The sequence below is a fragment of the Streptomyces sp. NPDC005551 genome (assembly GCF_042871785.1).
GTDB lineage: Bacteria > Actinomycetota > Actinomycetes > Streptomycetales > Streptomycetaceae > Streptomyces.
In genome coordinates this window covers 386,144-409,668 of the sequence record NZ_JBIAJE010000008.1, presented here as the reverse complement: position 1 = coordinate 409,668, position 23,525 = coordinate 386,144, and the positions used below count along the sequence as shown (strand labels likewise).

The window sequence follows — 23,525 nt, the reverse complement described above, 5'->3', positions numbered from 1 at the left end:
CCTAGGGCTTGTCTGACAATTCCCGTCGTCGCGCGGAGGGAGGCAGACGGGGATTGTCAGACAGGCCCTAGCCCGGCAGCTGCCGCATCTCCACGACGCGCAGGCCCAGCGACTGGCAGCGTGCCAGCAGCCCGTACAGGTGTGCCTCGTCCACGACCGGGCCGAACAGGACGGTCTGGCCGGACATCACCACGTGGCCCAGTTCCGGAAAGGCCTGGGCCAGCGTTTCCGACAGGTGTCCCTCCACCCGGATCTCGTAGCGCACAAGCTGTCCTTCCACGGACCTCCCGGACGGGCGACGCCCTCGCGGCCCGGCGTCCGTCCCGGGGTTCCTCCGGTGTTCGCTGTTCGCCCCGTGCAGGTGACCGGCCGGCGGCCACCCGCGACCAGTTCCTCCTCAGTGCGTCAGAAAGATCTTGAAGGAGATGATCAGCAGGCCGAGCAGCAGGTTGACCGATGCGGTGACGGCAATAAGCCGCGGCGAAGCACCGGCGCGGCGTGCCGCGGCCACGGACCAGCCCACCTGGCCCGCCACGGCGACCGAGAGGGCCAGCCAGAGCGCGCCTCGCACGTCCATGCCCAGGAGCGGGCTGACGGCCACCGCGACGGCCGGCGGAACGGTGGCCTTGACGATGGGCCATTCCTCGCGGCACACGCGCAGCACGACCCGGCGGCTGGAACCGTGCTGCGCCAGGCGCGCTCCGAACAGCTGGGCGTGCACGTGCGCCACCCAGAACACCACGCCGGTGAGCAGCAGCAACAGCACCAGCTCGGTGCGGGGGAACGTGCCCAGCGAGCCGGCGCCGAGCACCACCGAGGCCGCGAGCATGGATCCGTAGACACCGCCGGTGTAGTCCGCGTGCGCACGGCGTTCCTCCCGGCGCATCCCACCGGCGGTGGCCGGACCGGTCCTGGCCCTGGTCATCGTCGACGCCCGCCGGATTCGTCCCGCCGCCCCGGCTCTTCCGCGGGAGCGGCACCGGCGCCCCGATGCCGCGGACGGCTTTCCCGGCCGGTCGGCAGGTGCGGGGTGACCAGGAAGCTGGCGAGGGCTACGCCGCCGGTGGCCAGGATCGCCGCTTTCAGGCCGTTCAGCTGCGCCGAGGCGTAGGAGTCCGTGACGGCGTCGACCTCGGAGGGCGGCAGCCCCGCCCGCTCGGCCGCGGAGCGCACCTGCTCGGTGGGGACGAACGTGACGCCGGCTTCGAGAGCGACGCCGACCTGCTCGCGGGCCTGCTCGGACAGCCGAGGGTCCTCCTGCACCCGGGTGGTGAAGGCGTGGGCCAGCGCGCCGATGAGGATCGATCCGATGAGTGCGGTGCCCAGTGCCGAGCCCAGGTTCTGCGCCGTGAACTGGAGGCCTCCGGCCTCACTGCGTTCCTCCTCGCCGACACCGGACTGCACGACGTTGCCCAGCTGCGAGGCGAGCAGGCCGACGCCCACGCCCAGCACGGCCATCGCTCCGGCGAACTGCGCGTCGTCGATGACCGGGTCGACGGTGGTCAGCAACCAGCCGACGGCCGCCGCCAGGATCAGCAGGGCCAGCCGGACCACCCGGCGGGGCCCCATCACCCGCCCCAGCGCGGACCCGCACAGGGAGGTCACCAGCATGGTGACGGACACCGGGAGCAGACGCAGCCCCGTCTGGAAGGCATCGAAACCCTGCACCACCTGGAGATACAGCGGGATGGTGAAGAACAGCCCCAGCAGGATCAGGTTCTGGCTCAGCAGTGTCAGCAGACCGGACCGCAGGACGGGTCTGCCCAGCAGTGACAGGTGCACGAGGGGGTCGGCCCCCTGGCGCTCCCGCCGGCCTTCCCAGTGCCGGAAGGCGGTCAGGACGGCCACCCCGGCGCCCACGACGAACAGGGTCGGGGCGAAGCCGAGCACGGTGAAGGGAGGGTTGCGCGGCTGTACCCACCCCCACGTGCTGCTCTGCAGCACCCCGAGCACGCCCAGCCCCAGCCCGGACGCGGAGAGCACCGCTCCGACCACGTCCAGCCGGGGCCGCGGCCCGGTCCTGGCGGGTGTCGTGATCACCCGGTGGCACAGCAGGATCGCCACGACGACGAGGACCTCACCGGCGAAGACCAGCCGCCAGGTCAGATACGTCGTCACCCAGCCGCCCAGGAGCGGGCCGACCGCGATTCCGGCGCCGGCGAGCCCGCCGATGACCGCGTAGGCGACGGCCCGGTCCTTCCCGCGGTACGACTCCGCCACGAGGGCGGCCATGGCCGGCAGCACCATGGCGGCGCCCAGCCCCTCGATGACGGACCAGCCCAGCGTGAGGACCCACAGCGTGGGCGCCACGGCGGTCAGGGCCGACCCCGCGCCGTAGACGGCCAGTCCCAGGAGGAACATGCGGCGGCGCCCCAGGATGTCCCCGAACCTCCCTCCGATGAGCATGAACGCCGCCATGACCAGCGCGTACAGGGTGATGACGGCCTGGATGGCGGTGACTTCCGTGTCGAAGTCCGCCACCAGCTGACTGATGGAGACGTTCATGACGGAGGTGTCCAGGACCATCAGGAACTGGGCCGTACCGAGCACGGCCAGAGCCCGCCAGTGCTTCACGCGTCCACCTCGCGGAGGTCGGCCCGGCACGCCGGTGAGGTCAGCCGGACGGCGGCCGGCGCACGCCCGCCGCTCCGTCCATCAGACCCGAGACACGTGCCCCGTGCCTCACCCGCCGCGGGGGAAGGAGCCGGCTCCGGCGGGAAATGCCGCCGTACGGGGGAGTGCGGGCGCCGCCCCTGGCACCGGCGCGCCCTTCACAGCAGCCCGAAGTCGCGCGCCCGGCGCACGGCCTCGCTCCGCCGGTTCACCGCCAGTTTCCGGTAGACGCTCTTGAGGTGGGTCTTCACCGTGTTCACCGACACGAAGAGCTCGGCTGCGATCTCCTCTGTCGACATCATCCGGGCCAGTTGCTCCAAGACGTCTCGCTCACGTCCGCTCAGCTCCACCGCGACGAGATGCGGGGGCCGCCGCGGCCCGGCCGGTTCACCGCGGTGGGGCGGGCCGGGCGTGAGCCAGCCCGCCGCCAGCCCGTGCAGCGGCGCCGTGGCCAGGAGGGGCCGGATCCACGTTTCGGCCTCGAGGAACGGACGCCGTAGCCGCTCGCGCCGGGCGTCGAGGAGCGCCTGCGTCACGAGCCTACGGGCGGTGGCGGTGTCTCCCGCCTCCGCTGCGGCCCGAGCCCTCACCAGTGCCGCGCCCACGGTCACCACCGGACCGGTCCGGCCCTCGGCGCGGATGCTGTCGAGCAGGTCCATCGCCGCTCCGGGACGCCCTGTCGCGAGCTGGATCGCCGCGGCCTCCGCGGCACACACCGGCTGGTCGCCGGACACCGTGCCGAGCATCTCGACGGCTCTGTCCGGCCGCCCTTCGGCCAGGTGGGCGGCGGCGACGATGAGGGCCTGGTGGCCGGCCGCCCAGGGTGAAACCACGGCGGTCGGGACGGCCGGGTCCGCCGCCTCGACGGCGGCCCGTGTCCGGCCCCGGGCCAGCAGCAGGCGGGCCGTGGCCAGGGCGCGTCCCGCCGCCGGAACCGGGTCCCGGGTGTCCGACGTGAGCCGGGCCGTCTCGTCGAGGAGGGCCTGCGCCGGGTCCAGCTCGTGGCGGTCGACTGCCACGGCCGCCAGGACCAGCCGCCCGATACCGGAACCGGACGGCTGGGGCAGACCGGCCCGCTCCGACTCGGCCACCGCCGCCAGGGCTTTGTGCTCCGCCCGGCCGAGCCAGCCGTTCAGGTAGTCGAGCAGGGCCAGGTGCCCCAGCGACTCCTCTCGCGGCAGCACGATGCCGGCCCCGCCGGGAGTGGCGACCACGGCGGTCAGGGCCGCGCGCGCGTCCTCGAAGCGGCCGGCCCACAGGCGTACCGAGCCCACGTGGGTCAGCAGCAGGGCGGTGAGTTCGGGATGGGCCTCCAGAAGGTGCTCCGGTACTTCCCGCCGCAGCCCCTCGGCCGCTTCGGCGGCTCTCTGGGCCTGCCCGGGACACCCGCTCAGCCGGGCGGCCAGCGCCTCCAGCAGCGCACAGCTCAGCAGCGCTGCCGCGGGACCGGGCGCGCCGTCGGCCAGCCCCGCCTCCGCGCGGTGCAGCCGTTCCAGCCCATGATCGAGGTCGCGCCGTGACAGGTCACGGGCCGCGCGCACGAGGTCCGTCGCCGGGCTCCCGGCCTCGGGGCCCATCCGGGAGAACAATCGCACCAGGTCACCAGAGCTGAGACCGGTGAAGAACTGCCCGATCGCCAGGTCCTCGACGAGGGCGCCCGCGGCGAGGTCCCAGTCGCCCGCGGCGGCACCGTGGGCGAGTGTCTCCGGCAGGAGACCCGACCGGCGCAGCCATCGCGCGGCACGCCGGTGTAGTTCCGGTTCGAGACCGGGCAGTCGCACGTGCAGGTGGACCCGGAGTATCTCCCCGAACAGCGGATGGAGCCGGTACCACGAGTGCCCCACGTGCTCGACGAACGCGTTCGCGCGGTGCAGCCCGGCGAGCACAGGCCCGGCGTCACCGCGGAGGGTCAGCGCGTCGGCGAGCTCGGGACAGAAGCGCTCCAGCACGCTGACCCGCAGCAGGAGGTCCTGCGTCTCCGCCGGCTGTCCCTCGAGGACCTCGGCGAGCAGGAAGTCCGCGACCGTACTGCGGGCGGCCTCGAACTCCTTCAGATAGAGCTCCGGGTCTGCGCTCTCCCGGGCAGCCAGGGCGGACAGGCTCAGACCGGCGGCCCAGCCCCGGGTGCGGTCCACCAGGGCGCGGGCGGCGGGGACCGGAAGACTCAGGCCGTGCAACTCCAGCAGCGCGGCGGCCTCCTCCGGGGTGAAGGCCAGCTCGGCGGCGCGAATCTCCGTCAGTTCGCCGGCCGCCCGGTAACGATGCAGCGGAAGCAGCGGCTCGGTCCGGGTGACGAGGACGAGGTGCAGCCCCCGTCCGCCATGGTGCAGGACGAACTCCAGCTGTTCCGCGACCTCCGGGGCGGTCACGCAGTCGTACGCGTCGAGGACGAGGACCACGGGCCGGTCGCGTTCGTTCAGCTCGGCGGCGAGCGCGGCCAGGAGCCCGCGGTCCACCCCGGCCCCGTCCACCGGGGACCCCACCGCGTCCGGTGCCAGAGCGCCGCAGGCCCGTAGGGACTGCAGGACGTACGCCCAGAAGACGCCGGGCCGCCGGTCCGCCGCTTCGGCGCTGAGCCAGGCGACCGGCCCGCGCAGTCCGCCGGCCCAGTCGGCGGCCAGCAGGGTCTTGCCTGCCCCGGCCGGACCGTTGATCAGCGTCAACGGCGTGCGGTGGGCCTGGTCGAGATGGTCGACGAGCCGCGGACGCGGCAGGAACGCGACCGGCCTCGCGGGAAGAGCGAACCGGGCACGCAGATACGGGTCTCCCATGGGGTCGGCGTACGGAACGGCCGGAACGGCCGGTCCCTGGGCGCTGTCGTAGGTTTCAGCCACGCGCTCACCGCCCTTTTCACCAGGGCCACGTCATGGGCAGCGCTTTCCTCCCCAGCATCCCAGCTCTCCGGCCCCGGCGCATGGGATGCCGCCCGCGTCGGCCGCCTCACCAGCGGCGGGGTCCATGGCAGGGCTGCGCGGCGGCCGTCCGGCGATCCGTCGGGGACATACAAGAGGCGGGGTCCGAAGACCCCGCCCGAACACGTTGCGGCCCGGTGTCAGGGCCACACCAGGCAATACGGCTGATGCCCCGCCTCATGCAACCGGTGGCTGAAGTCCTGCCACTCGTGCAGCGATTGGTGATGTGAGGCCGCTGACCTGCGGTTTGCAAGGAAATGCGCGTTGACCTGGGAAAACTCCTCTCGGTAGTTCTCACAGGTCAACGCCGTTTCCCAGGCTCATGTGCCCTGGATGTGCCCTCAGTTCCGCACGAGCGTGTGGTCCTTTCTATCTGCCGGGGAGGCGCGTCCGCGTACGCACGACTCCCTCGTACTCGGGAAGGTCGTCCTCGGGCATGGGTATTCGTCGCTGCGGCTTCCGAGAGACTGCGCGGTTGTACCGGCGCTCCCTGAACGATTCCCGGATCCGGTCCATGATGGGGCGCGGTGCGAATGTCCCTCCATCTTCGACGGCCTGTCGGCGGCGTGTCCACAACCTGAACGCCCAACTGGCCAGGCCGGAGATGAGGAGACAACCTACGGCCCCGTAGATCCACGCTGAGGCTGACGGAGCCTGCAGCAGGGGGTCTTGAGGGCTGCCTGCTGGGGGTTGCATCCTCTTGAGGAGGCGGCTCCCTGCGAGGGAGAGCGCCATGATGCCTACCACCAGCAGGGCAGCCAGATGGATTCGGAGCGCTGCCACCGCGCGCACGACATGAGTGGCGACCGTCCCCGGCCTCCTGTTCATAGCCTCGGCTGTCTCGGCGTGCGTGTACTCCAACGCCTTGGTCGCCCATACAGCGGTTCGCTGCTGCGCAGGTAGGTCGTACAAGGCTCTGTACACAGCCACGCGATTGGCAACCAGGTCGCTGAAGTCCGCGACCTGCCCGTCCGCCGACTGTGCCTGGCAGGCGGGCAGTGCGGCCAAGACCGCGCGCCGTCGGTTCCGGCGGCTTGTGGCCCGTACGTCGCTGCGTATCACGGCGTAGAGATAAGCGCGGAGATCGTGGATCTGTTCAGGGGCGCGCAAAACCTTGGCAAATGCGGTCTGCACCACGTCCTCGGCGGACAGCACGGACTCCGGCAGCCGCTCCTCGGCCAGGAGCCGGCGCGCAAGCCCCTGCATCTCACCACGATGATCCCGATACAGAGATTCCAGGGCTTCAGTCACCTGGGCCTCCGGTCTGTCAGACACGGTTCTGCCCCCGCTTGCCGAACCGCTTTGCGCCGCCGTCGTCATCCCCTTGCTGACGCTTGGCCTCAATCAGAGCTGCTCTCGCCTCCACCCGATTGCGGTAGGACACGCTGTCCACCCACCCCTTCAGACTCGGAGCCAGGACGACGACGATGGACAACAATGCGCCCGCGATCTCCACGGAACACCTCCTCATAGTTAGCGGCCTCCCGCTCTGTGGTCCAGGGCAGAGGCTGTACACGTCTGAAGAGGCGCGGCAGGCCCGATCTCATGACAAGGCCGGAGAATTTTTCCTGTTCGGCCACGGCCGGGGTCAGCACACGTGAGCTGACGACTCGGCTCGGACGCAGCAGGCACGTGGGCGGGACACTTCGGTCGGCGGCGGAAAGTTGGGCGCGGGACGGGACGTCACGGTGGCCTTGATGGTTCCGGTGAGGGCGATGCCGCCCTCGTGGCTTGGGGAGCGGGCACCTCGGGTGGGCGGATTACTTAACGTCTACAGGACCCAGTCCCGGACGCGCGCGAGATCCGCCGCCCGCTTCGACATCCCCAACTTCCATGGTGTCCGCTCCACTTCAGCAATCTCCTGCCACAGTGCCGCCGTGGCCAAGCTGAACGCCGAGAGTGCCTCGGCCCTTGCGTCCTTCCAGGACGGAAACCGACTAGCGAAGGCGAGGGCCTCCTCCATGGAATGCCCGGCGTCCATGAGCTGGAGGATAAGTGCGCCAGGGTCGATCCATGCCGCCCCTCGCGTCGGCCAGGCCCAGTCGATGATTCGTGCGCGGGCACCGGTGATCAGGACGTTGTCGGGGGCGAAGTCGGTGTGCAGGAGGGTGTTGCCCTCGAAGTAGTGCGTCGTACCTGGCGGTGCGTAGTCCGCCCACCGGTCGACGGCGTCCTTGATCTCGATGTCGGCGGGTGCTGTAACGTCCTGCAGTTCGACGAGCGCGGCTTCCACGAGCGGCAGGTCGGGCGAGCCTGGCGTGTAGTCGGCGTGGCGGCCGTCGATCACCTCGTAGCCGAGCAAGCTCCAACCGCCGAACTCCAGATGCCAGTACAGGCGTGGAGAGGATTCCGGCAGGTATGGGGCGACGGCCGCCTCGCGACGCTGTGCACCGACCTGGGGGTGGTCGGTCGGGATGCCCTTCACAAAGACCCTGCCGCTTTCGGTCTCCAGGACGGAGGCGATGCCGGAGTTCATGCCGCCCGGCGCGGTGGCCGCCTGATGGACGGCGCCGCTCTTGTCGGCGACGGCTCGGCGGACGTCGGCGGGGAGCCTCTCGAAGGGGATGCGGGACATGGACACGCGCGGTTCCTCCGGGGTGCTCGGGTACGGGGAGTGCCGCCCCGGCCAGGGTACGGCCGGGGCGGCACTGAGGGGGTGGAACGAGCGGGCGGTACGGGCGCCACCCGTGGTGGATCTAGTAGGGCTGGTCGTCACCGGCCGAACAGCTGCACTCGGCGCCCTCGGCGGCCTCGTCCAGGTCGGCGAGGATCTGGAACTCGTCGTCCTTGATCGACGCGGCGGTCAGCGGCACCGGCAGGGCGCTGGTCGGGTTATCCGCCGGGCGTCGGCCGATGGTGAGCATGACCGGTTCGCTGGGCGGGGTCAGGATTGCGGTGGGCGGAGTCATGATCCGTAACCTCCATGTTGGCAGTAGAGCTCTCGTCGGTCCCCCGCCTCTTGGTAGAGCCTGGCCAGCGGTCGGCATGTGCGGCACGTGCCGACCTTCGTGCAGCCGGAGCATCCACCGGTGCGGAGCTGTAGGGACTCGGCGACTGCGCCGAGTCGGGGGAGGGCTTCGACGCCCTCGGTGATGAGGTTCACGCTCGGGTCACGGCCGACCTTGCAGATCGACGCGATGCCGTGCGGGTTGACGTGAAAGAACGTGTGGCCGGCGTTGCAGCCGGTGAAGACGCTGCGTGCCTTGAGATGGCTCAGTGCCTGCGTCGCCAGTGGGTTCGCCTCGCCGTCGATCGTGGGCGACATGTTCGTGAAGACCTGGTGAGGGAAGCCGTACGACTTCGAGAGGCGCACCATCGCGTCTGTCTCGTGCGCGTTGCCGTCCGAGACGATCACGTTCAGGCGGACCGGCAGCCTGTCCTCGCGGGCGGCGTCCAGGCCCTTCCGGAACCGGCCGAACGCCCCGCGGTTCCGCGTCACCTTGTCGTACGTCTCGGCGGTGGCTCCGTAGACGCTCAGGGTCAGTCGGTACGGCCGGTGGCGGGCGAACAGGTCCCGAATCGGCTGCTTCCGCAGCGAGGAGCCATTGGACGAGACCTGGACCATCATCCCGAGCTGGTGGGCGTACTCGTACGCCGCGCCGAACTCTCGGTCGATCAGCGCCTCACCGCCTGTGATCTGCAACCACAGGACGCCGGCGTCCCTCAGTGCCTGGAGCAGCGTCTGCTTACCGGCCCAGTCCAGGCCCTCGAACCGCTTCTCCCCGAGGTAGCAGAACTCGCAGTCGTAGTCGCAGCCGAGGTTGATCTCCCAAGACGCCTTGCCGTACCCGTACCGTGACCGCTCGCGGACGAGGACGACGTCGCCGACCGGCGACGAGGGCAGCTCGGTCCCCCACGCATCCCTCGCCGCGTCGGCCAGCCAGACCGGGACGGATCGGCCTTCAGCGCCCGCAGTTCGCAGCTCCTCGTAGCGGACCTCCGGGATGCGCACGCCGGCCGCCCGGCCGGGCTGGACGAGGAGGTACTGGGCGAGAAACGGGCTGGCCAGGAGCTGCGGAGCTGCTTTGGGCCTCAGCCTCTTGGCGCTGGTGTTCGTCTCGATCATGGGACCTCCACGAGGTGGGTGCGGTTGGTCGGGCCTGGTGTTGGGCGGCGATCAGGTTGGCCGCCCGCTCGGCCGGTGAACCCCTTCTCCAAGCGCGAGTCAGGGCGTGATCCGTGCGGTCGAGGCGGCCACGCCGATCACGAAGCCGCACGAGGCGGACACGAGCACGATCAGCAATGGGCCGGCGTAGCGGGCGGCTCTGGATACCTGAGCGGCGACACGGCGGCTCACGGCTTCCACCAGGCCCTCCACGGGCGGGTGATGATCTCCCGGTACGTATGGTGTGAGGGGTTGCGGCCACCATGCGTGAACACCCAGCTCTGCGGTTCGGCGAAGTCGGTGCCGGACAGTGAGGTTTCGCCACAGACCGCGCACTGGATCGCGTACGTGGTGGGCTCGGCGTCGGGTTCCCGGTCGGGCTGGATGGTCCACCGCTTGCGGCACATGATCGCGCGGCTGGTCATCGAACCGACTCCAGAGTTGTGGCGACGTAAGGGTGCTGGAGAGCAGCGCGGAGGGCATGCGTGTCGGTGAGGGTGTCGTCGTCGGGTAGCTCGCACCACCCGCCGAACCAGCCGTCGAGCAGTTCCAGGCCGGGGGCGACGAGCCAGGAGTCGGTGGAGAGGTGCCGTACCGGCAGCTCGTCCCAGCTGGCTTCGGAGCCGGTCGGGACGGCGTAGTAGAGACGCCCGTTGGGCCTGTCGTAGAGCACGGGGCCGACGGAGGCACCGGTGGCGCGCAGGTAGGCCAGAGCCAAGAGGCCGATCTCGGCCGAGGTGCGCACGACGTCCCAGCCGTCGCCGACCTTCAGTAGCCGCAGTCCCGGCACGTCGTTCACCATGGGCGCACTTCGCAACGCGTCACGCACGGACATCACACACCTCCCTGCGGCCGAAGACTTTGGCTTGCGCTGAGCGAAGAGGCGGATCGCGTGGTCGGCGTGAGAGGGCGGACCACAATCAGACGAGCGCCTGTTGCTGTTATCTGCCGCTCGCGCTCGGTGCCGAGGTCCTTCGGGCCGAGGTGGCTGAGAGCCGGAACCACGGCCCCGTAGGCATCGGGGAGTTCGAGCGCGTCGCGCAGACCGACGAAGGCGGGGGAGCGGACGATCACTGTGACGTCGCGGTCGGTGAAGACGCCGCACAAGGCTAGTTCGTGCCGGTCGCAGTATTCGGTGAGGCAGTCGACGAGAGCCGTATGGCGGGGTAGGCCGCCGGTGACGTGACGCAGGTAGCCGAAGACCTGGGGGAAGGCGACGGGGTGGCGTTCGGTGATGAGGTCGTCGTCCATGCCCATAGCGTCGGCCGTCGTGAACGGCCTCGAAATGAACTGCTGTTGTACTTCCGTTGCACTTCCCTCCCCACGTCGTCACCGACAGTGCTTCCATACGTGACGGAGGGAGGTCATCCGTGGTCAGCGTGCAGCAATGGACAGGTCGGGAGGCGAGCGCCCTGCGCGCCGCGTTGCGTATGAGCACGCGCGCTTTCGCTGAGCACCTCGGTGTCGCGCTGCGCACGGTTGCGAAGTGGGAGAGCCTCGGCGCGGAGACACAGCCCCGACCGGACACACAGGCCATCCTCGACACCGCACTCGCACGGGCGGATTCCGCCGCCCAAGCCCGCTTCGAGGCAATGCTGTTCCCTGAGCGGAAGAGCGCGCGGCCGGCGGACTACGAGACCTGGACCGAGGACATCGAGCGCGCTGTTGTCTGCATCAGCCGTCAGGACTTCCAGTTCGCCTCAACCCTGTTGAACCGGTGGTTGGGTAGCCGTGCACCCCAGCAGCTGGACGACAAGGGTCTCTATTTGTACGGCCGTTCCCTCGTGCTCCTGGGCGACCTCCAGCGCGATCAGGGGGCGATCCTCGGCCCACTCTCCGCCCGCCACTCCTACCTGACCGCTCGGGGCATGTTCACCGAGCTCGACATCCCACGCCGGGTGGCTCAGATCGAGCTGTCCCTGGCCGTCGTTCAGGAGATGTCGGGCGAGTTGGAATCCTCCGCTCGCCACTACGAACTCCTCGCCGGGGACCAGCGCCTGAGCCGACGTGACCGTGCCAGGGCGCAGCTGTGGGTGGGTACCGCGCTGAGCAAGGTGGGCGACAACGAGTACGCCACCAACGCGATGACGGCCGCCACTCGTGCCTTCGAGGACCTGTGCGAGCCGGAGGACTGGTCGGTCGCCCACCAGAAGCTGGCCCTGGCCTGTCGCGGTGCCGGCGACCTGAAGCAGGCACTGCACTACATCGACATCGCGCGCACCACCGGCACGGTCGACTCCCCGATGCAGCGGGTGAGGCTGGACACCGCGTACGGGCACATCCTTCTGTCGGATGCGGCGACCCGGAATGATGGGCTGTCCGTCCTCGATCAGGCGGCACAGGTGGCCCGGCAGTACGGGCTGAGCCACCAGCTGCGCAGTATTGAGGGCATCCGAAAGGGCCAGCAAGGATGAGCCAGGGAGTGCCAGTGCCGGAGCACCAGCAGCGCCAGATCACCGACGAGCAGTTCCACGACGCGACGCTGATCTGGAATTACCACCAGATGGGCCACGAGCTGCGGCCCTGCTCGGCGGCGATCGGCCTGGGCAGCCACGACCTCGGGGTCGCGACTACTGCGGTCGACCTTTATCGCGCTGGCCTTTTCCCGGTCGTGGTCTTCAGCGGCGGCAACAGCCCCACCACCCGCGCTCGCTTCCCGCGCGGCGAGGCCGTCCACTACCGCGAGCATGCGCTGAGCCTGGGGGTGCCAGACGAGGCGATCATCGTGGAGTCGAAGGCCGCAAACACCGGCCAGAACATCACCTTCTCCCGCGAACTGCTGGCCGAGGCCGGGGTGGAAGTGCAGTCGCTGCTGCTGATCTCCAAGCCGTACATGGAGCGCCGCTCGTATGCGACCTGCCGCGAGCTGTGGCCCGATACTGAGGTCGTGTGCGCCTCCGAGCCGCTGGAGTTGGACGACTACATCAAGTCCATCGGCGACGAGAAGCTCGTCGTCGACATGCTCGTCGGTGACCTGCAACGGGTGATCGAGTACCCGAAGCTCGGCTTCGCCGTCGAGCAGGACGTACCGGGGGATGTGTATGACGCTTACGAGCGCCTCCTGGGCGCCGGCTTCGACAGCCGCCTCATCAGCACCTGAGTCGCCCAGCGCCGATGCGTCGTACGGGCTGTGCGCGATCCACCAACCGAGCCTGTTTCCCCGGCTGTCCACGCTGGCGAAGCTGTTCTCCGCCGACCTGTGGGTCGTCCTGGACGACGTGCAGTTCGCCCGGCCGACTACCAGCACCGCGCCCGTCTCGCCGCCCTGGACGATCCATCCCGACAGCAGTGGCTCACGCTCCCGACGCACCTTCCCCACGGGCGCCCGTCGCTGATCAGCCAGGCACGGCTCGTTGATCCGCGTCGCTCGCGCCGGACGGTCCAGCTTCTCGTCCGCCAGTACTACGGCCGCAGCGCCTACTGGGGTGCTGTGTCCGAGGTACTGGACGTGCTCGACGAGTCGGACCGTGTGGCCGACCTGGCGAGGTCATCGACGATCGCCCTGCTCAGCGCTCTCGGCTGGTCGGGGAAGGTGCGGGACAGCAGTGAGATCCCAACCCGGCAAGGCCGCTCCGAGCGCCTCGCCGACCTCGCGGCAGCCACCGGCAGCACCCACTATCTGTGCGGCACCGGTGGCCTGCGTTATCTCGACGCTGGTCCATTCGACGCCCACGGCATTCCCGTGCTGCCCTTCCACACCCCGGTGGACAACCCGCTCTGGCGGTGGGCACGTCGATCCAGCAGCCTGTGGGCCCTAAGCAAGATCGGGCCCGATGCGCTGGCCGATCAGCTGGCCGCCCAACGAGAAGCCCACCATCCTGGAGCCCACGCGTGACCGAGCCCACCACCAAAGAACCGGCCAAGAAGCCCTTCCTGTACGTCGTCGTTTGCGCGTGCGGCATAGCCGATGATGTCGGCGAGCTGATCACCGCCGCGTAGGAACGGGACTGGGACGTCGGAGTCGTCGCCACCGCAGACCTTGCCCGAGGTTGAGACGGAACGGCTCTACCTGACGTCACGGATCCCATCACTTGTCGCCGCTGGTGCCGCGTCCCAGACCTCGCCCGCTACCAGCGAAACCCCAGCTCAGGGCCACACCAGGCAATAAGGCTGATGCCCCGCCTCATGCAGCCGATGTGAGAAGTCCTGCCACTCGTGCAGCAGTTGGTAGACGTTGAACGCGTCGCGGGGGCCTCCGCGGTCCGGGACCGTCGACCAGATGAAGGCGGCCGCACCCACCGCTTCCTCGCCTATGCCGCGCAGCGGGTCGACGACCGTCATGGGGAGCTTGACGACGGCGTAGTCGGGGTGGAGGACGACGAGTTCCAGCGGAGGCACCTTGTGCAGGGGGACGCCCTCGATGCCGGTGAGGACCATCGCGGCCATCGTCTCCGGCTTGATCTTGGTGAACATGCCGTTCATCCCGAGCTCGTCACCGCCGAGTTCCTCGGGGCGCATCGAGATCGGGACCCGCGCTGCCGTCGCGCCGTCGGGCGCGCCGAAGTATTTGTACGTCACCCCCACCCGGCCACCATTCCCGCTCCCTGCCCTGAGCCGGTCTGCTCCACGGTCCGTGTAGTCCATACCGTCCATACGGGCCGACTGCTCGATCCGCTCAGGCTCGCCCTGTGAACCCTGTGAACCCTGTGAACCCTGACCCTGCGCCTGTGCCTGTCGTGACTCGGCGGCTTCCTCCGCCTCGCGCCGGTGCCTCCCCCGCCGGGCACGCCGAGGACCGAGGTCATCGGTCCCCTCGCCCAGTCCGCCACCGCGATGCATATCTCCACCCGACTGCTTTTCTAGGCCGCGCGACCCCCGCCGCGCAACCCGATCATCGTGTCAGTGACCTCCCCCACGGCCGCTCGGCGAAACGTGGGCTGAAACACCTGTCCGCAGGATCTTCGCGGCCTCTGACACCATGGCTTGTGTGACCTATCAGTACGAAGCCCCAGTTTCGCAGACTCTTTTCGACCGTGCGGCTGCCGTGACACCGGGCGGTGTGAACTCGCCCGTGCGCGCGTTCCGCGCCGTGGGCGGTACGCCCCGTTTCATGGTGTCCGGGAGCGGTCCCTATCTAACCGACGCCGACGGGAGGGAGTACGTCGACCTCGTTTGTTCCTGGGGGCCGATGATTCTCGGGCACGCCCGTCCCGAGGTGGTCGCCGCGGTCCAGGAGGCCGTCTCGCGCGGCACCTCCTTCGGTACGCCGGGGGAGGGGGAGGTCGAGCTGGCCGAGGAGATCGTCGCGCGCGTCGAGCCGGTCGAGCAGGTGCGCCTCGTCTCCAGCGGGACCGAGGCGACGATGTCCGCCATCCGTCTGGCGCGCGGGTTCACCCGGCGCGCCAAGGTGATCAAGTTCGCCGGGTGCTACCACGGGCACGTCGACTCACTGCTGGCCGCCGCGGGCAGCGGGCTGGCGACCTTCGCCCTCCCCGACACGCCGGGCGTCACCGGCGCGCAGGCCGGGGACACCATCGTCCTGCCGTACAACGACCTCGACGCCGTGCACGCCGCCTTCCGGGCGCACCCCGGTGAGATCGCCTGCGTCATCACGGAGGCCTCGCCCGGGAACATGGGTGTCGTGCCGCCGGGTCCCGGGTTCAACCAGGGGCTGAAGGACGCCTGCGCGCAGAACGGCGCGCTGTACATCTCCGACGAGGTCATGACCGGGTTCCGGACCAGCAGGGCCGGCTGGTACGGGGTGGACGGTGTCCGGCCCGACCTGATGACCTTCGGCAAGGTGATGGGCGGCGGGTTCCCGGCCGCCGCGTTCGGCGGGCGTGCGGACGTCATGGGCCACCTCGCTCCGGCGGGGCCGGTCTACCAGGCGGGCACGCTGTCGGGAAACCCGGTGGCGACCGCCGCCGGACTCGCGCAGCTGCGGCTGCTGGACGACGCCGCGTACGAGACGGTCGACGCGGTGTCCCTGCAGATCCGCACGCTGGTGACCGAGGCGCTCACCAAGGAGGGCGTGGCGCACCGGCTGCAGAACGCGTCCAACATGTTCTCGGTCTTCTTCACCGGGCGGGAGGTGCGGAACTACGAGGACGCGAAGACGCAGGAGTCCTTCCGGTACACCGCCTTCTTCCACTCGTTGCTCGCGCAGGGCGTCTATCTGCCGCCTTCGTCGTTCGAGTCGTGGTTCGTGTCCACGGCGCACGACGAGCGGGCGGTTCAGCGGATCGCCGACGCCCTTCCGGCGGCGGCACGGGCAGCGGCGGAGGCCACGGCATGACCGGCACGGGAGCCGAGCGGAAGAACAGTGACCTCACCGTCGTGCATGTGATGCGGCACGGTGAGGTCGAGAACCCGGACGGGGTCCTGTACGGGCGGCTGGCCGGGTACCACCTGTCGGACCTCGGGCGGCGGATGGCCGACCGGGTCGCCGAGCACCTGTCCGCGCGGGACGTCACGCACGTCGTGGCCTCGCCGCTGGAGCGGGCGCAGGAGACCGCGACGCCCATCGCCAAGGCGCACGGGCTGGACCTGGCGACCGACGGGCGGCTGATCGAGGCGGAGAACGTCTTCCAGGGCAAGACCTTCGGGGTCGGGGACGGTGCGCTGCGCCGGCCGGAGAACTGGAAGCACCTGGTCAACCCCTTCAAGCCGTCCTGGGGCGAGCCGTACGTGGAGCAGGTCGTGCGGATGATGGGGGCGCTGGACGCCGCCAAGGACGCGGCGCGCGGGCATGAAGCGGTGTGCGTGTCCCACCAGTTGCCGATCTGGATCCTGCGGTCCTTCGTGGAGCGGCGGCGGCTGTGGCACGACCCGCGCAAGCGGCAGTGCACGCTGGCCTCGCTGACGACCTTCACCTATCGCGGCGACAAGATCGTCTCGGTGGGTTACAGCGAGCCCGCGCGGGATCTGGTGCCCGCTCATCTCCTCGCCGGGGCCAAGCCGGTGCAGGGGCAGGGCAAGGCGTTCGGGGCCTAGCAGTGGACGCCCGAGGGGGCTGGAGCCGTCCGGCCCGGTGGGGGCATTGCGTACACACCGTCACGAAGCGTGCACATCACACCATTCGAGGTCATCTTCGTAAAATAATATAAATATGTGCGTGTAGGGCGGAACCCCCGTCTTCGTCGCCCCCTCTCATGAGATGCCGGCTGAGAGCCGGCTGAGAGGGTGCGACGAAATGGGGACGATATGCGGGACGTCAGCCGACGCGGAATGATCGGGATGGGGGCGGGTGCCGCGGCCGCGCTGGGTCTCGGCGCCTGCGGTACCGCTCACGAAGAGGGCGGCAGCACCCCCGGCGGTTCCCACAGCGGGGATCCCGGTGCCCCCAAGATTCCCGCCCGCCCCCTGGGTGACGGGTCGACCGCCTTCACCGGCAAGCAGCCGAGGCAGCCCGGCCGGCCCGTGCCGCTGGAGCCCGGCGAGACGCCGCCGCAGTTCGTGATCTTCTCCTGGGACGGTGCCGGTGAGGTCGGGACCGGTCTCTTCGAGCGCTTCCTCGACCTCGCCGAGGCCCACCAGGCCCACATGACGTTCTTCCTGTCGGGGCTCTACCTGCTGCCCGAGTCGAAGAAGCGCCTCTACCTGCCGCCGAACAACGCGCCGGGCGCCTCCGACATCGGCTACCTGACCGACGAGCACATCAAAATGACGCTCAAGGGCGTCCGCCGCGCCTGGCTCGACGGCCACGAGATCGGCACGCACTTCAACGGCCACTTCTGCTCCGGCTACGGCACCGTCGCCAACTGGACGCCCAAGCAGTGGCGCAGCGAGATCCACCAGGCGAAGTCCTTCGTGAAGGAGTGGCGGACCAACACGGGCTGGACCGACCTGCCGTCACTGCCCTTCGACTACGACAAGGAGCTCATCGGCGGCCGCACCCCCTGCCTGCTCGGCCAGAGCAACCTGCTGCCCACCGCCCGGGAGCTGGGCTGGCGCTACGACGCCTCCTCGCCCGGCGGCCGTCAGCGCTGGCCGCGCAAGACCCAGGGCGTGTGGGACCTGCCGCTGCAGGCGATCCCGTTCCCGGGCCACAGCTTCGAGGTGCTGTCGATGGACTACAACATGCTCGCCAACCAGTCGGTCAACTCGACGAAGGCGCCGTCGTACAACTATCCCGGCTGGCGCACCCAGTCCGCCGGGGCGTACATCGCGGGATTCCGGCGCGCGTACGAGACGAACCGGGCTCCCCTCTTCATCGGCAACCACTTCGAGGAGTGGAACGGCGGCATCTACATGGACGCGGTCGAGAAGGCGTTCAAGCACATCGCGCGGGAGAAGGAGAAGGGCGGCGACGTGCGACTCGTCTCCTTCCGGCAGTTCGTCGACTGGCTGGACGTGCAGCGGCCCGAGGTGCTGGCCGGCCTGCAGTCGCTGGAGGTGGGACAGAAGCCGGCCGACGGCTGGAAGGGGCTCGCCGAAAGGGCCGGCAAGGGGTCTTCCGCGGGGGCCGGAAAGGCCGCCTGAAATGCGGTCTTCCGCCCGCAAGGGGGGTGGGCAAGATCCCCGGAACGGACATGCGAAACTTTTCACATGAGTGCCGCCTGCCGCGTCCGTCAGCGCTTCCCCCGCGCGAACCGCGCCCGTAGCCGAGCCGCCCTGCTCACCGCCGGGGCGGCGGTCGCGGCCCTCGTCCTGACCGCGTGCGGCTCCGGGGGCACCCACGGCGGATCGGGCAACACCAACTTCGTGGCGGGGAAGAACGGCGTCGACACCGTGGCCAAGGGCGAGCGGGCCACCGTCCCCGACCTCTCCGGCAAGACCGTCGACGGCAAGCGGATCGACGTCGACGACTACCGGGGCAAGGTCGTCGTCCTGAACGTCTGGGGCTCCTGGTGCGCACCCTGCCGCGCCGAGGCCGAGAACTTCGAGAAGGTCTACCAGGACACGAAGAAGCAGGGCGTGCAGTTCGTCGGCATCAACACCCGCGACCCCGGCACCGCCGCCGCCAAGGCGTTCGAGAAGGAACACGGGATCACGTACCCCAGCCTGTACGACCCGACGGGCAGGCTGATGCTCCGCTTCAAGAAGGGCACGCTGAACCCGCAGCTGATCCCGTCCACGCTCGTCGTCGACCGGGACGGAAAGGTCGCGGCCCGCACGCTCCAGGCACTCAGCGAGGACAGGCTGCGCAAGATGCTCGCCCCGGTCCTCGCGGAGAAGTGATCCGACGTGTCCCTCCTCGCCACCACTCTCGCCGAGACCACCGGCCGCAACGAGACCGTCTACAGCGGCGCGCTGCTGGCCGCCCTGCCGATCGCCGTGCTCGGCGGTCTCGTCTCCTTCTTCTCGCCGTGCGTGCTGCCGCTGGTGCCCGGCTACCTGTCGTACGTCACCGGGGTCAGCGGCACGGACCTGGCGGAGGCCAGACGGGGACGGATGGCCGCGGGCGCGGGCCTGTTCGTCCTCGGCTTCACGGTGGTGTTCGTCTCCGGCGGCGCGCTCTTCGGGTTCTTCGGCTCCACCCTGTACGAGCACCAGGGCACGCTGTCCAAGGTGCTCGGCGTGCTCATGGTCCTCATGGGCGTCTTCTTCCTGGGGCTGATGCCCTGGATGACCCAGCGTGAATTCCGCTTCCATCAGCGGCCGGTGGCCGGTCTGGTGGGCGCCCCGCTGCTCGGCGCGCTGTTCGGGATCGGCTGGACGCCCTGCATCGGCCCGACGCTCGCCGCCGTGCAGGCTCTGGCGATCAACCAGGCGAGCGCCGGCCGGGGCGCGATACTGACCGTGGCGTACTGCCTGGGTCTCGGTATCCCCTTCGTCCTCGCCGCGGTCGCCTTCCGCAAGGCGCTCGGTGCCTTCGGCTGGGTCAAGCGCCACTACGCGTGGGTGATGCGGATCGGCGGCGGCATGATGATCGTGACCGGGCTGCTCCTGCTGACCGGCGCGTGGGACAGCATCGTGCAGGAGATGCAGACCTGGTCCGACGGCTTCACGGTAGGGATCTGAGCCATGAGCACGACCGACACCGGCAAGGCCGCCGACGGCGGCGCGGACGCCGAGGGCGACCTCGGCGCGGCCGGGGCCCAGCTGTCCACCGCCCCCACGGAGACGGTGGTGCCCGGCTCCTTCGGCGGGACCCGGGCTCCCGGCGCCGCCGGACGGCTCGCCTGGACCGGCCGCGAGGTGGTCGGCTGGACCCGCTGGTTCTGGCGTCAGCTGACCTCGATGCGGGTCGCCCTGATCCTGCTCTTCCTGCTGTCGCTCGGGGCGATCCCCGGCTCGCTGATCCCGCAGTCCGCGTCCGACGAGACGAAGGTCGCCGACTTCCGGCAGGCGCACACCACGCTCGGGCCCCTCTACGAGAAGCTCGGCCTCTTCAACGTCTACAGCTCGGTGTGGTTCTCGGCGATCTACATCCTGCTGTTCGTGTCGCTGATCGGCTGCATCGTGCCGCGCACCTGGCAGTTCGTGGGGCAGCTGCGCAGCCGCCCGCCGGGCGCGCCCAGGCGGCTGACCCGGCTGCCCGCCTACACCACGTGGCGCACCGAGGCAGGGCCCGAGCAGGTCCGCGAGGCCGCGCTCACGGTGCTGCGGCAGCGGCGCTTCCGGGCGCACGTCGCCGGGGACGCCGTCGCCGCCGAGAAGGGCTATCTGAGGGAGACCGGCAACCTGCTCTTCCACATCGCGCTGATCGTGATGCTGGTCGCCTTCGCCTGCGGCCAGCTCTTCAAGTCCGAGGGCAACAAGCTGGTCGTCGAGGGCGACGGCTTCGCGAACACGCTCCTGCAGTACGACGACTTCAAGTCCGGCAGCCTCTTCGACAACGACGACCTGACGCCGTTCAGCTTCGACCTGAAGAAGTTCACCGGCACGTACGAGCGGACCGGGCCCAACAAGGGCACCCCCCGCACCTACCAGGCGGACCTCACCTACCGTGAGGGTGCCTACGGCAAGGAGAAGCGGACCACCGTCAAGGTCAACGAGCCGCTGGAGATCGGCGACTCGAAGGTCTACCTGGTCAGCCACGGCTACGCGCCGGTGGTCACCGTCCGGGACGGCCGGGGCGAGGTCGTCTTCCACCAGGCCGTGCCGCTGCTGCCGCTCGACTCCAACGTGACCTCGCAGGGCGCAGTCAAGGTCATGGACGGCTACCGGAACGCGCGGGGCGTCAGCGAGCAGCTCGGCTTCTCCGCCTTCTTCGTCCCGACGTTCGCCGGTGCGGGCAAGGGCACGATGTTCTCCCAGTTCCCGGCGCTGGACTACCCGGTGCTCGCGCTGTCCGGCTACCACGGCAGCCTGGGCGTCGACTCGGGCGTCCCGCAGAACGTGTACCAGCTCGACACCTCGAAGCTGAAGCAGTTCAAGGACTCCGGGGGCCAGATCCTCAAGAAGCGGCTGCGGCCCGGCGAGACCATGAAGCTCCCGGACGGCGCCGGCTCCATCACCTTCGACAAGGAGATCAAGGAGTGGGCCGGCTTCCAGGTCACCCAGCAGCCCGGCAGTGACTGGGCGCTGGCCGGTGCCGTCACCGCGATCCTCGGCCTCGCCGGCTCCCTGTTCATCCAGCGCCGCCGCGTCTGGGTGCGCGCCACCACCGGAGCGGACGGGGTGACCGTCGTCGAGATGGCCGGCCTCGGCCGCAGCGAGTCCGCGAAGCTCCCCGAGGAACTCGGCGACCTGGCGGCGCTCGTGCACGACCGGGCGCCGAGCGCCCCCGGCCCCGCCACCCCCGGGCCCGATCAGGACACCTCCGAACCCCACGCCGTATCTGCCGCCGAAGGGGCTGAGAAGCAGTGACTCTCGCCGCCGCAACGAACGAGAACCTCGCCAGTGTCAGCAACACGCTGATCTACTCCGCGATGGCCGTCTACACCCTGGCCTTCTTCGCCCACATCGCCGAATGGCTCTTCGGCAGCCGCAGCAAGGTCGGCCGCACGGCCGCCGCGCTGACGCGGCAGAGCGGCGCGCAGGCGCCCGCGGTCACCGTGCGGTCGGCCGGCGGCACCGCCGTCCTGGACCGGCCCCGGGTCGTCGTCCGCTCGGCGGCCGGCGCCCGGGACGTCCCGGACGGCCCCGGCGCGCACGGCGGCGACGAGCAGGGCGACCTGTACGGCCGGATCGCCGTGTCCCTCACCGTGCTCGCCTTCGCCGTGGAGGCAGCGGGTGTCCTCGCCCGCGCGCTCTCCGTGGAGCGGGCGCCGTGGGGCAACATGTACGAGTTCAACATCACCTTCTCCACCGTCGCCGTCGGGGTGTACCTGGCGCTGCTGGCGCTGAAGAAGAACGTCCGCTGGCTGGGCCTCCCGCTGGTCACGACGGTCCTCCTCGACCTCGGGCTCGCCGTCACCGTCCTGTACACCGCGAGTGACCAGCTGGTCCCCGCGCTCCACTCGTACTGGCTGTACATCCACGTCTCCACCGCGATCTTCTGCGGCGCGGTCTTCTACGTGGGCGCGGTCGGCACCCTGCTGTACCTCTTCAAGGACTCGTACGAGAACAAGCTGGCGAACGGCGGGCAGCCCGGCCGCTTCGCGACCTCCGTGCTGGAGCGGCTGCCCTCGGCGGCCTCGCTCGACAAGTTCTCCTACCGGGTCAACGCCGCGGTGTTCCCGCTGTGGACGTTCACGATCATCGCGGGCGCGATCTGGGCGGGCGACGCGTGGGGCCGCTACTGGGGCTGGGACCCCAAGGAGACCTGGTCGTTCATCACCTGGGTCGCGTACGCCTGTTACCTGCACGCCCGGGCGACGGCCGGCTGGAAGGGCCGCAAGGCCGCCTACATCGCGCTGATCGCGTTCGCCTGCTGGCTGTTCAACTACTACGGGGTCAACATCTTCGTCACCGGCAAGCACTCCTACGCCGGGGTCTGATCCCCGGGCGTCCGGTCACCGGCGCCGTCCCCGTCGCCGGGTGACTGCGGCGGCAGGGAGACAAGCAGGGCGCGGGAGGACGGGGAGGTGTCCGGCGTCCAGCCGCTGTGCCGGGCGACCTCCGGGAGCGTCCGGCGGACGGCGCCTCGCAGCGCGGGGTGCGCGGGGCCGCGCAGGGCGGCGAAGAAGGCGGTGCGGTCGGCGATGCCGTCGGCGCGGTCGTGCAGCACCGCCTCCATGAGCCCGCGGCCCGGCGGCTCCTGCACGTTGTCGATCAGGACGAGGGGCCGGCCGATCCGTCTCGTGCCCCGGAGCGGTCGGGCGTACGCGTCGCCGAGGTCGGCCAGCAGGGCCCGTACGAGGTGGCGCTCGGCGTGGGTGCGGGAGTCGCCGCCCGCCCGGAAGCGGTCGGAGAGCAGGGTCAGCCCGAGCCTCGGGCTGCCGCCCGCGTCCGGATGGCCGCGGTACCAGGTCGCGCCCTTGCGCAGTCGCAGACGGGTGGGGGAGACCCCCTCCGAGAAGGCCTCCAGGGTCGCCTCGATCACCGGTTCCACGACCGGGCCGGTGCCGGGCATGGAGGCGGTCAGCCGGGCGACGACCCTGCCGACCCAGGGGCCGGCGAGCCGGGAGGCGGAGTCGTTCAGCAGCAGGATCCGCTCGGCCTCCCGCCGGACACGCATCACGTCGCGGTCGCTCCAGCCGCCCGCCGCGACGGCGAGGAGACCGGTCGCCAGGCGCGGGAAGATGATCCGTCCCGCGCCCGTCACCGGCTCCGCGAGCTGCTCGGCGGCGGTGATGAGGGCGTCCGCGACCGGCGACCAGGACGCGGGCGGCCGCTGCGGCGGCGGGCCGCAGGACCGCCGTTGCGCCCCGTCGATCAGCGCGACCGGCGTGTGGCCCCGGTAGCAGTCCCGCAGCTCGTCCAGGACCGCGCTCCTGCCCGGCCCCGGGCCGCCCGCCAGCACCACGAACGGGAGTTCGCGCGGGTGTTCCAGCGGTGACGAGCGGTGCTGGTGGGGCCGCAGTCCGACCAGGCGTGCGGCGAGCCCGGGCGGCTCCGTGCCGAACAGCGCGGCCCCTCCGTGCAGCCCTGTGTGCACCGCGCCTCCCCCGTCGCGGCACCGGCCC

25 protein-coding genes and 1 pseudogene are annotated in these 23,525 nt (G+C 70.3%); 11 read left to right on the top strand and 15 right to left on the bottom strand.

Annotated elements, in window-relative coordinates:
* Positions 1 to 67 precede the first annotated feature (67 nt).
* The 13 genes from ACFYP4_RS24955 to ACFYP4_RS24895 form a co-directional block, all read right to left on the bottom strand.
* Entirely contained in the window at positions 68 to 265 is a 198-nt protein-coding gene (locus ACFYP4_RS24955; RefSeq protein WP_358851029.1) for a hypothetical protein, read from the bottom strand.
* Positions 266 to 397: 132 nt separating this feature from the next.
* Positions 398 to 925 (bottom strand): hypothetical protein, encoded by a 528-nt coding sequence (locus ACFYP4_RS24950; protein WP_358851009.1) that lies wholly within the window; start codon positions 923 to 925, stop codon positions 398 to 400.
* Entirely contained in the window at positions 922 to 2,574 is a 1,653-nt protein-coding gene (locus tag ACFYP4_RS24945) for an MFS transporter (RefSeq protein ID WP_388788142.1), read from the bottom strand. The genes ACFYP4_RS24950 and ACFYP4_RS24945 overlap by 4 nt, the downstream gene beginning before the upstream one ends.
* A 197-nt stretch (positions 2,575 to 2,771) precedes the next feature.
* Positions 2,772 to 5,447 (bottom strand): LuxR C-terminal-related transcriptional regulator, encoded by a 2,676-nt coding sequence (locus tag ACFYP4_RS24940; protein ID WP_388788139.1) that lies wholly within the window; start codon positions 5,445 to 5,447, stop codon positions 2,772 to 2,774.
* A 447-nt stretch (positions 5,448 to 5,894) separates the two neighbouring features.
* The gene (locus ACFYP4_RS24935) at positions 5,895 to 6,776 is read right to left on the bottom strand and encodes an RNA polymerase sigma factor (protein WP_388788136.1); all 882 of its coding nucleotides are present in this window, start codon (positions 6,774 to 6,776) and stop codon (positions 5,895 to 5,897) included.
* Positions 6,777 to 6,792: 16 nt separating this feature from the next.
* Positions 6,793 to 6,981: a hypothetical protein gene (locus tag ACFYP4_RS24930; protein WP_388788134.1), complete on the bottom strand. Its 189-nt coding sequence runs from the start codon at positions 6,979 to 6,981 to the stop codon at positions 6,793 to 6,795.
* Between the two features lie 315 nt (positions 6,982 to 7,296).
* Positions 7,297 to 8,100, bottom strand: coding sequence for a phosphotransferase family protein (locus ACFYP4_RS24925; RefSeq protein WP_388788224.1), 804 nt, complete (start codon positions 8,098 to 8,100; stop codon positions 7,297 to 7,299).
* Between the two features lie 121 nt (positions 8,101 to 8,221).
* Positions 8,222 to 8,434: a hypothetical protein gene (locus tag ACFYP4_RS24920; protein WP_388788131.1), complete on the bottom strand. Its 213-nt coding sequence runs from the start codon at positions 8,432 to 8,434 to the stop codon at positions 8,222 to 8,224.
* A complete protein-coding gene (locus ACFYP4_RS24915) occupies positions 8,431 to 9,591 on the bottom strand; it encodes a radical SAM protein (protein WP_388788128.1) in 1,161 nt (386 codons plus the stop codon). Before ACFYP4_RS24915 ends, ACFYP4_RS24920 begins: the two co-directional genes overlap by 4 nt.
* A 99-nt stretch (positions 9,592 to 9,690) precedes the next feature.
* The gene (locus tag ACFYP4_RS24910; protein WP_388788125.1) at positions 9,691 to 9,831 is read right to left on the bottom strand and encodes a hypothetical protein; all 141 of its coding nucleotides are present in this window, start codon (positions 9,829 to 9,831) and stop codon (positions 9,691 to 9,693) included.
* Positions 9,819 to 10,055 (bottom strand): hypothetical protein, encoded by a 237-nt coding sequence (locus ACFYP4_RS24905; RefSeq protein WP_388788122.1) that lies wholly within the window; start codon positions 10,053 to 10,055, stop codon positions 9,819 to 9,821. The genes ACFYP4_RS24910 and ACFYP4_RS24905 overlap by 13 nt, the downstream gene beginning before the upstream one ends.
* On the bottom strand, positions 10,052 to 10,465 hold the full coding sequence (locus ACFYP4_RS24900) for a hypothetical protein (protein WP_388788119.1): 414 nt from the start codon (positions 10,463 to 10,465) through the stop codon (positions 10,052 to 10,054). Before ACFYP4_RS24900 ends, ACFYP4_RS24905 begins: the two co-directional genes overlap by 4 nt.
* The gene (locus tag ACFYP4_RS24895) at positions 10,465 to 10,881 is read right to left on the bottom strand and encodes a hypothetical protein (RefSeq protein WP_388788116.1); all 417 of its coding nucleotides are present in this window, start codon (positions 10,879 to 10,881) and stop codon (positions 10,465 to 10,467) included. The genes ACFYP4_RS24900 and ACFYP4_RS24895 overlap by 1 nt, the downstream gene beginning before the upstream one ends.
* Positions 10,882 to 11,000: 119 nt before the next feature.
* Here ACFYP4_RS24895 and ACFYP4_RS24890 point away from each other — a divergent pair, with 119 nt between their 5' ends.
* The 4 genes and pseudogenes from ACFYP4_RS24890 to ACFYP4_RS24875 all read left to right on the top strand — a co-directional run.
* Positions 11,001 to 12,044 carry a helix-turn-helix domain-containing protein gene (locus tag ACFYP4_RS24890; protein WP_388788113.1) on the top strand — a complete coding sequence of 348 codons (1,044 nt, stop codon included), beginning with the start codon at positions 11,001 to 11,003 and terminating at the stop codon, positions 12,042 to 12,044.
* Complete coding sequence (locus ACFYP4_RS24885) at positions 12,041 to 12,730, top strand: YdcF family protein (protein ID WP_388788110.1); 690 nt, start codon at positions 12,041 to 12,043, stop codon at positions 12,728 to 12,730. The genes ACFYP4_RS24890 and ACFYP4_RS24885 overlap by 4 nt, the downstream gene beginning before the upstream one ends.
* A 30-nt stretch (positions 12,731 to 12,760) precedes the next feature.
* Positions 12,761 to 13,465, top strand: a complete 705-nt coding sequence (locus tag ACFYP4_RS24880) for a WbqC family protein (protein WP_388788107.1) — start codon at positions 12,761 to 12,763, stop codon at positions 13,463 to 13,465.
* Positions 13,462 to 13,566 (top strand): annotated as a pseudogene (locus ACFYP4_RS24875) (flavoprotein); the annotation flags it as partial. The gene ACFYP4_RS24880 and the pseudogene ACFYP4_RS24875, both read left to right, overlap by 4 nt.
* A 150-nt stretch (positions 13,567 to 13,716) precedes the next feature.
* Here ACFYP4_RS24875 and ACFYP4_RS24870 read toward each other — a convergent pair.
* Positions 13,717 to 14,154: a hypothetical protein gene (locus ACFYP4_RS24870; RefSeq protein WP_003974483.1), complete on the bottom strand. Its 438-nt coding sequence runs from the start codon at positions 14,152 to 14,154 to the stop codon at positions 13,717 to 13,719.
* Positions 14,155 to 14,548: 394 nt separating this feature from the next.
* Between ACFYP4_RS24870 and hemL the strand changes: the two genes are divergently transcribed.
* The 7 genes from hemL to ccsB all read left to right on the top strand — a co-directional run bounded on the left by hemL (position 14,549) and on the right by ccsB (position 22,397).
* Complete coding sequence (gene hemL, locus ACFYP4_RS24865) at positions 14,549 to 15,865, top strand: glutamate-1-semialdehyde 2,1-aminomutase (protein ID WP_388788104.1); 1,317 nt, start codon at positions 14,549 to 14,551, stop codon at positions 15,863 to 15,865.
* Complete coding sequence (locus tag ACFYP4_RS24860; protein ID WP_358851003.1) at positions 15,862 to 16,563, top strand: histidine phosphatase family protein; 702 nt, start codon at positions 15,862 to 15,864, stop codon at positions 16,561 to 16,563. Before hemL ends, ACFYP4_RS24860 begins: the two co-directional genes overlap by 4 nt.
* Positions 16,564 to 16,773: 210 nt before the next feature.
* A complete protein-coding gene (locus tag ACFYP4_RS24855) occupies positions 16,774 to 18,051 on the top strand; it encodes a hypothetical protein (protein ID WP_388788101.1) in 1,278 nt (425 codons plus the stop codon).
* A 66-nt stretch (positions 18,052 to 18,117) separates the two neighbouring features.
* Complete coding sequence (locus ACFYP4_RS24850; protein WP_358851001.1) at positions 18,118 to 18,750, top strand: TlpA disulfide reductase family protein; 633 nt, start codon at positions 18,118 to 18,120, stop codon at positions 18,748 to 18,750.
* 6 nt (positions 18,751 to 18,756) lie between these two features.
* Positions 18,757 to 19,533 carry a cytochrome c biogenesis protein CcdA gene (locus tag ACFYP4_RS24845; RefSeq protein WP_358851000.1) on the top strand — a complete coding sequence of 259 codons (777 nt, stop codon included), beginning with the start codon at positions 18,757 to 18,759 and terminating at the stop codon, positions 19,531 to 19,533.
* Between the two features lie 3 nt (positions 19,534 to 19,536).
* Positions 19,537 to 21,324 (top strand): cytochrome c biogenesis protein ResB, encoded by a 1,788-nt coding sequence (locus ACFYP4_RS24840; protein WP_388788097.1) that lies wholly within the window; start codon positions 19,537 to 19,539, stop codon positions 21,322 to 21,324.
* Positions 21,321 to 22,397: a c-type cytochrome biogenesis protein CcsB gene (gene ccsB, locus ACFYP4_RS24835; RefSeq protein WP_358850998.1), complete on the top strand. Its 1,077-nt coding sequence runs from the start codon at positions 21,321 to 21,323 to the stop codon at positions 22,395 to 22,397. The genes ACFYP4_RS24840 and ccsB overlap by 4 nt, the downstream gene beginning before the upstream one ends.
* Here ccsB and ACFYP4_RS24830 read toward each other — a convergent pair.
* A complete protein-coding gene (locus ACFYP4_RS24830; protein ID WP_388788092.1) occupies positions 22,382 to 23,497 on the bottom strand; it encodes a hypothetical protein in 1,116 nt (371 codons plus the stop codon). The two genes, ccsB and ACFYP4_RS24830, sit on opposite strands and share 16 nt — an antisense overlap.
* Positions 23,498 to 23,525 lie beyond the last annotated feature (28 nt).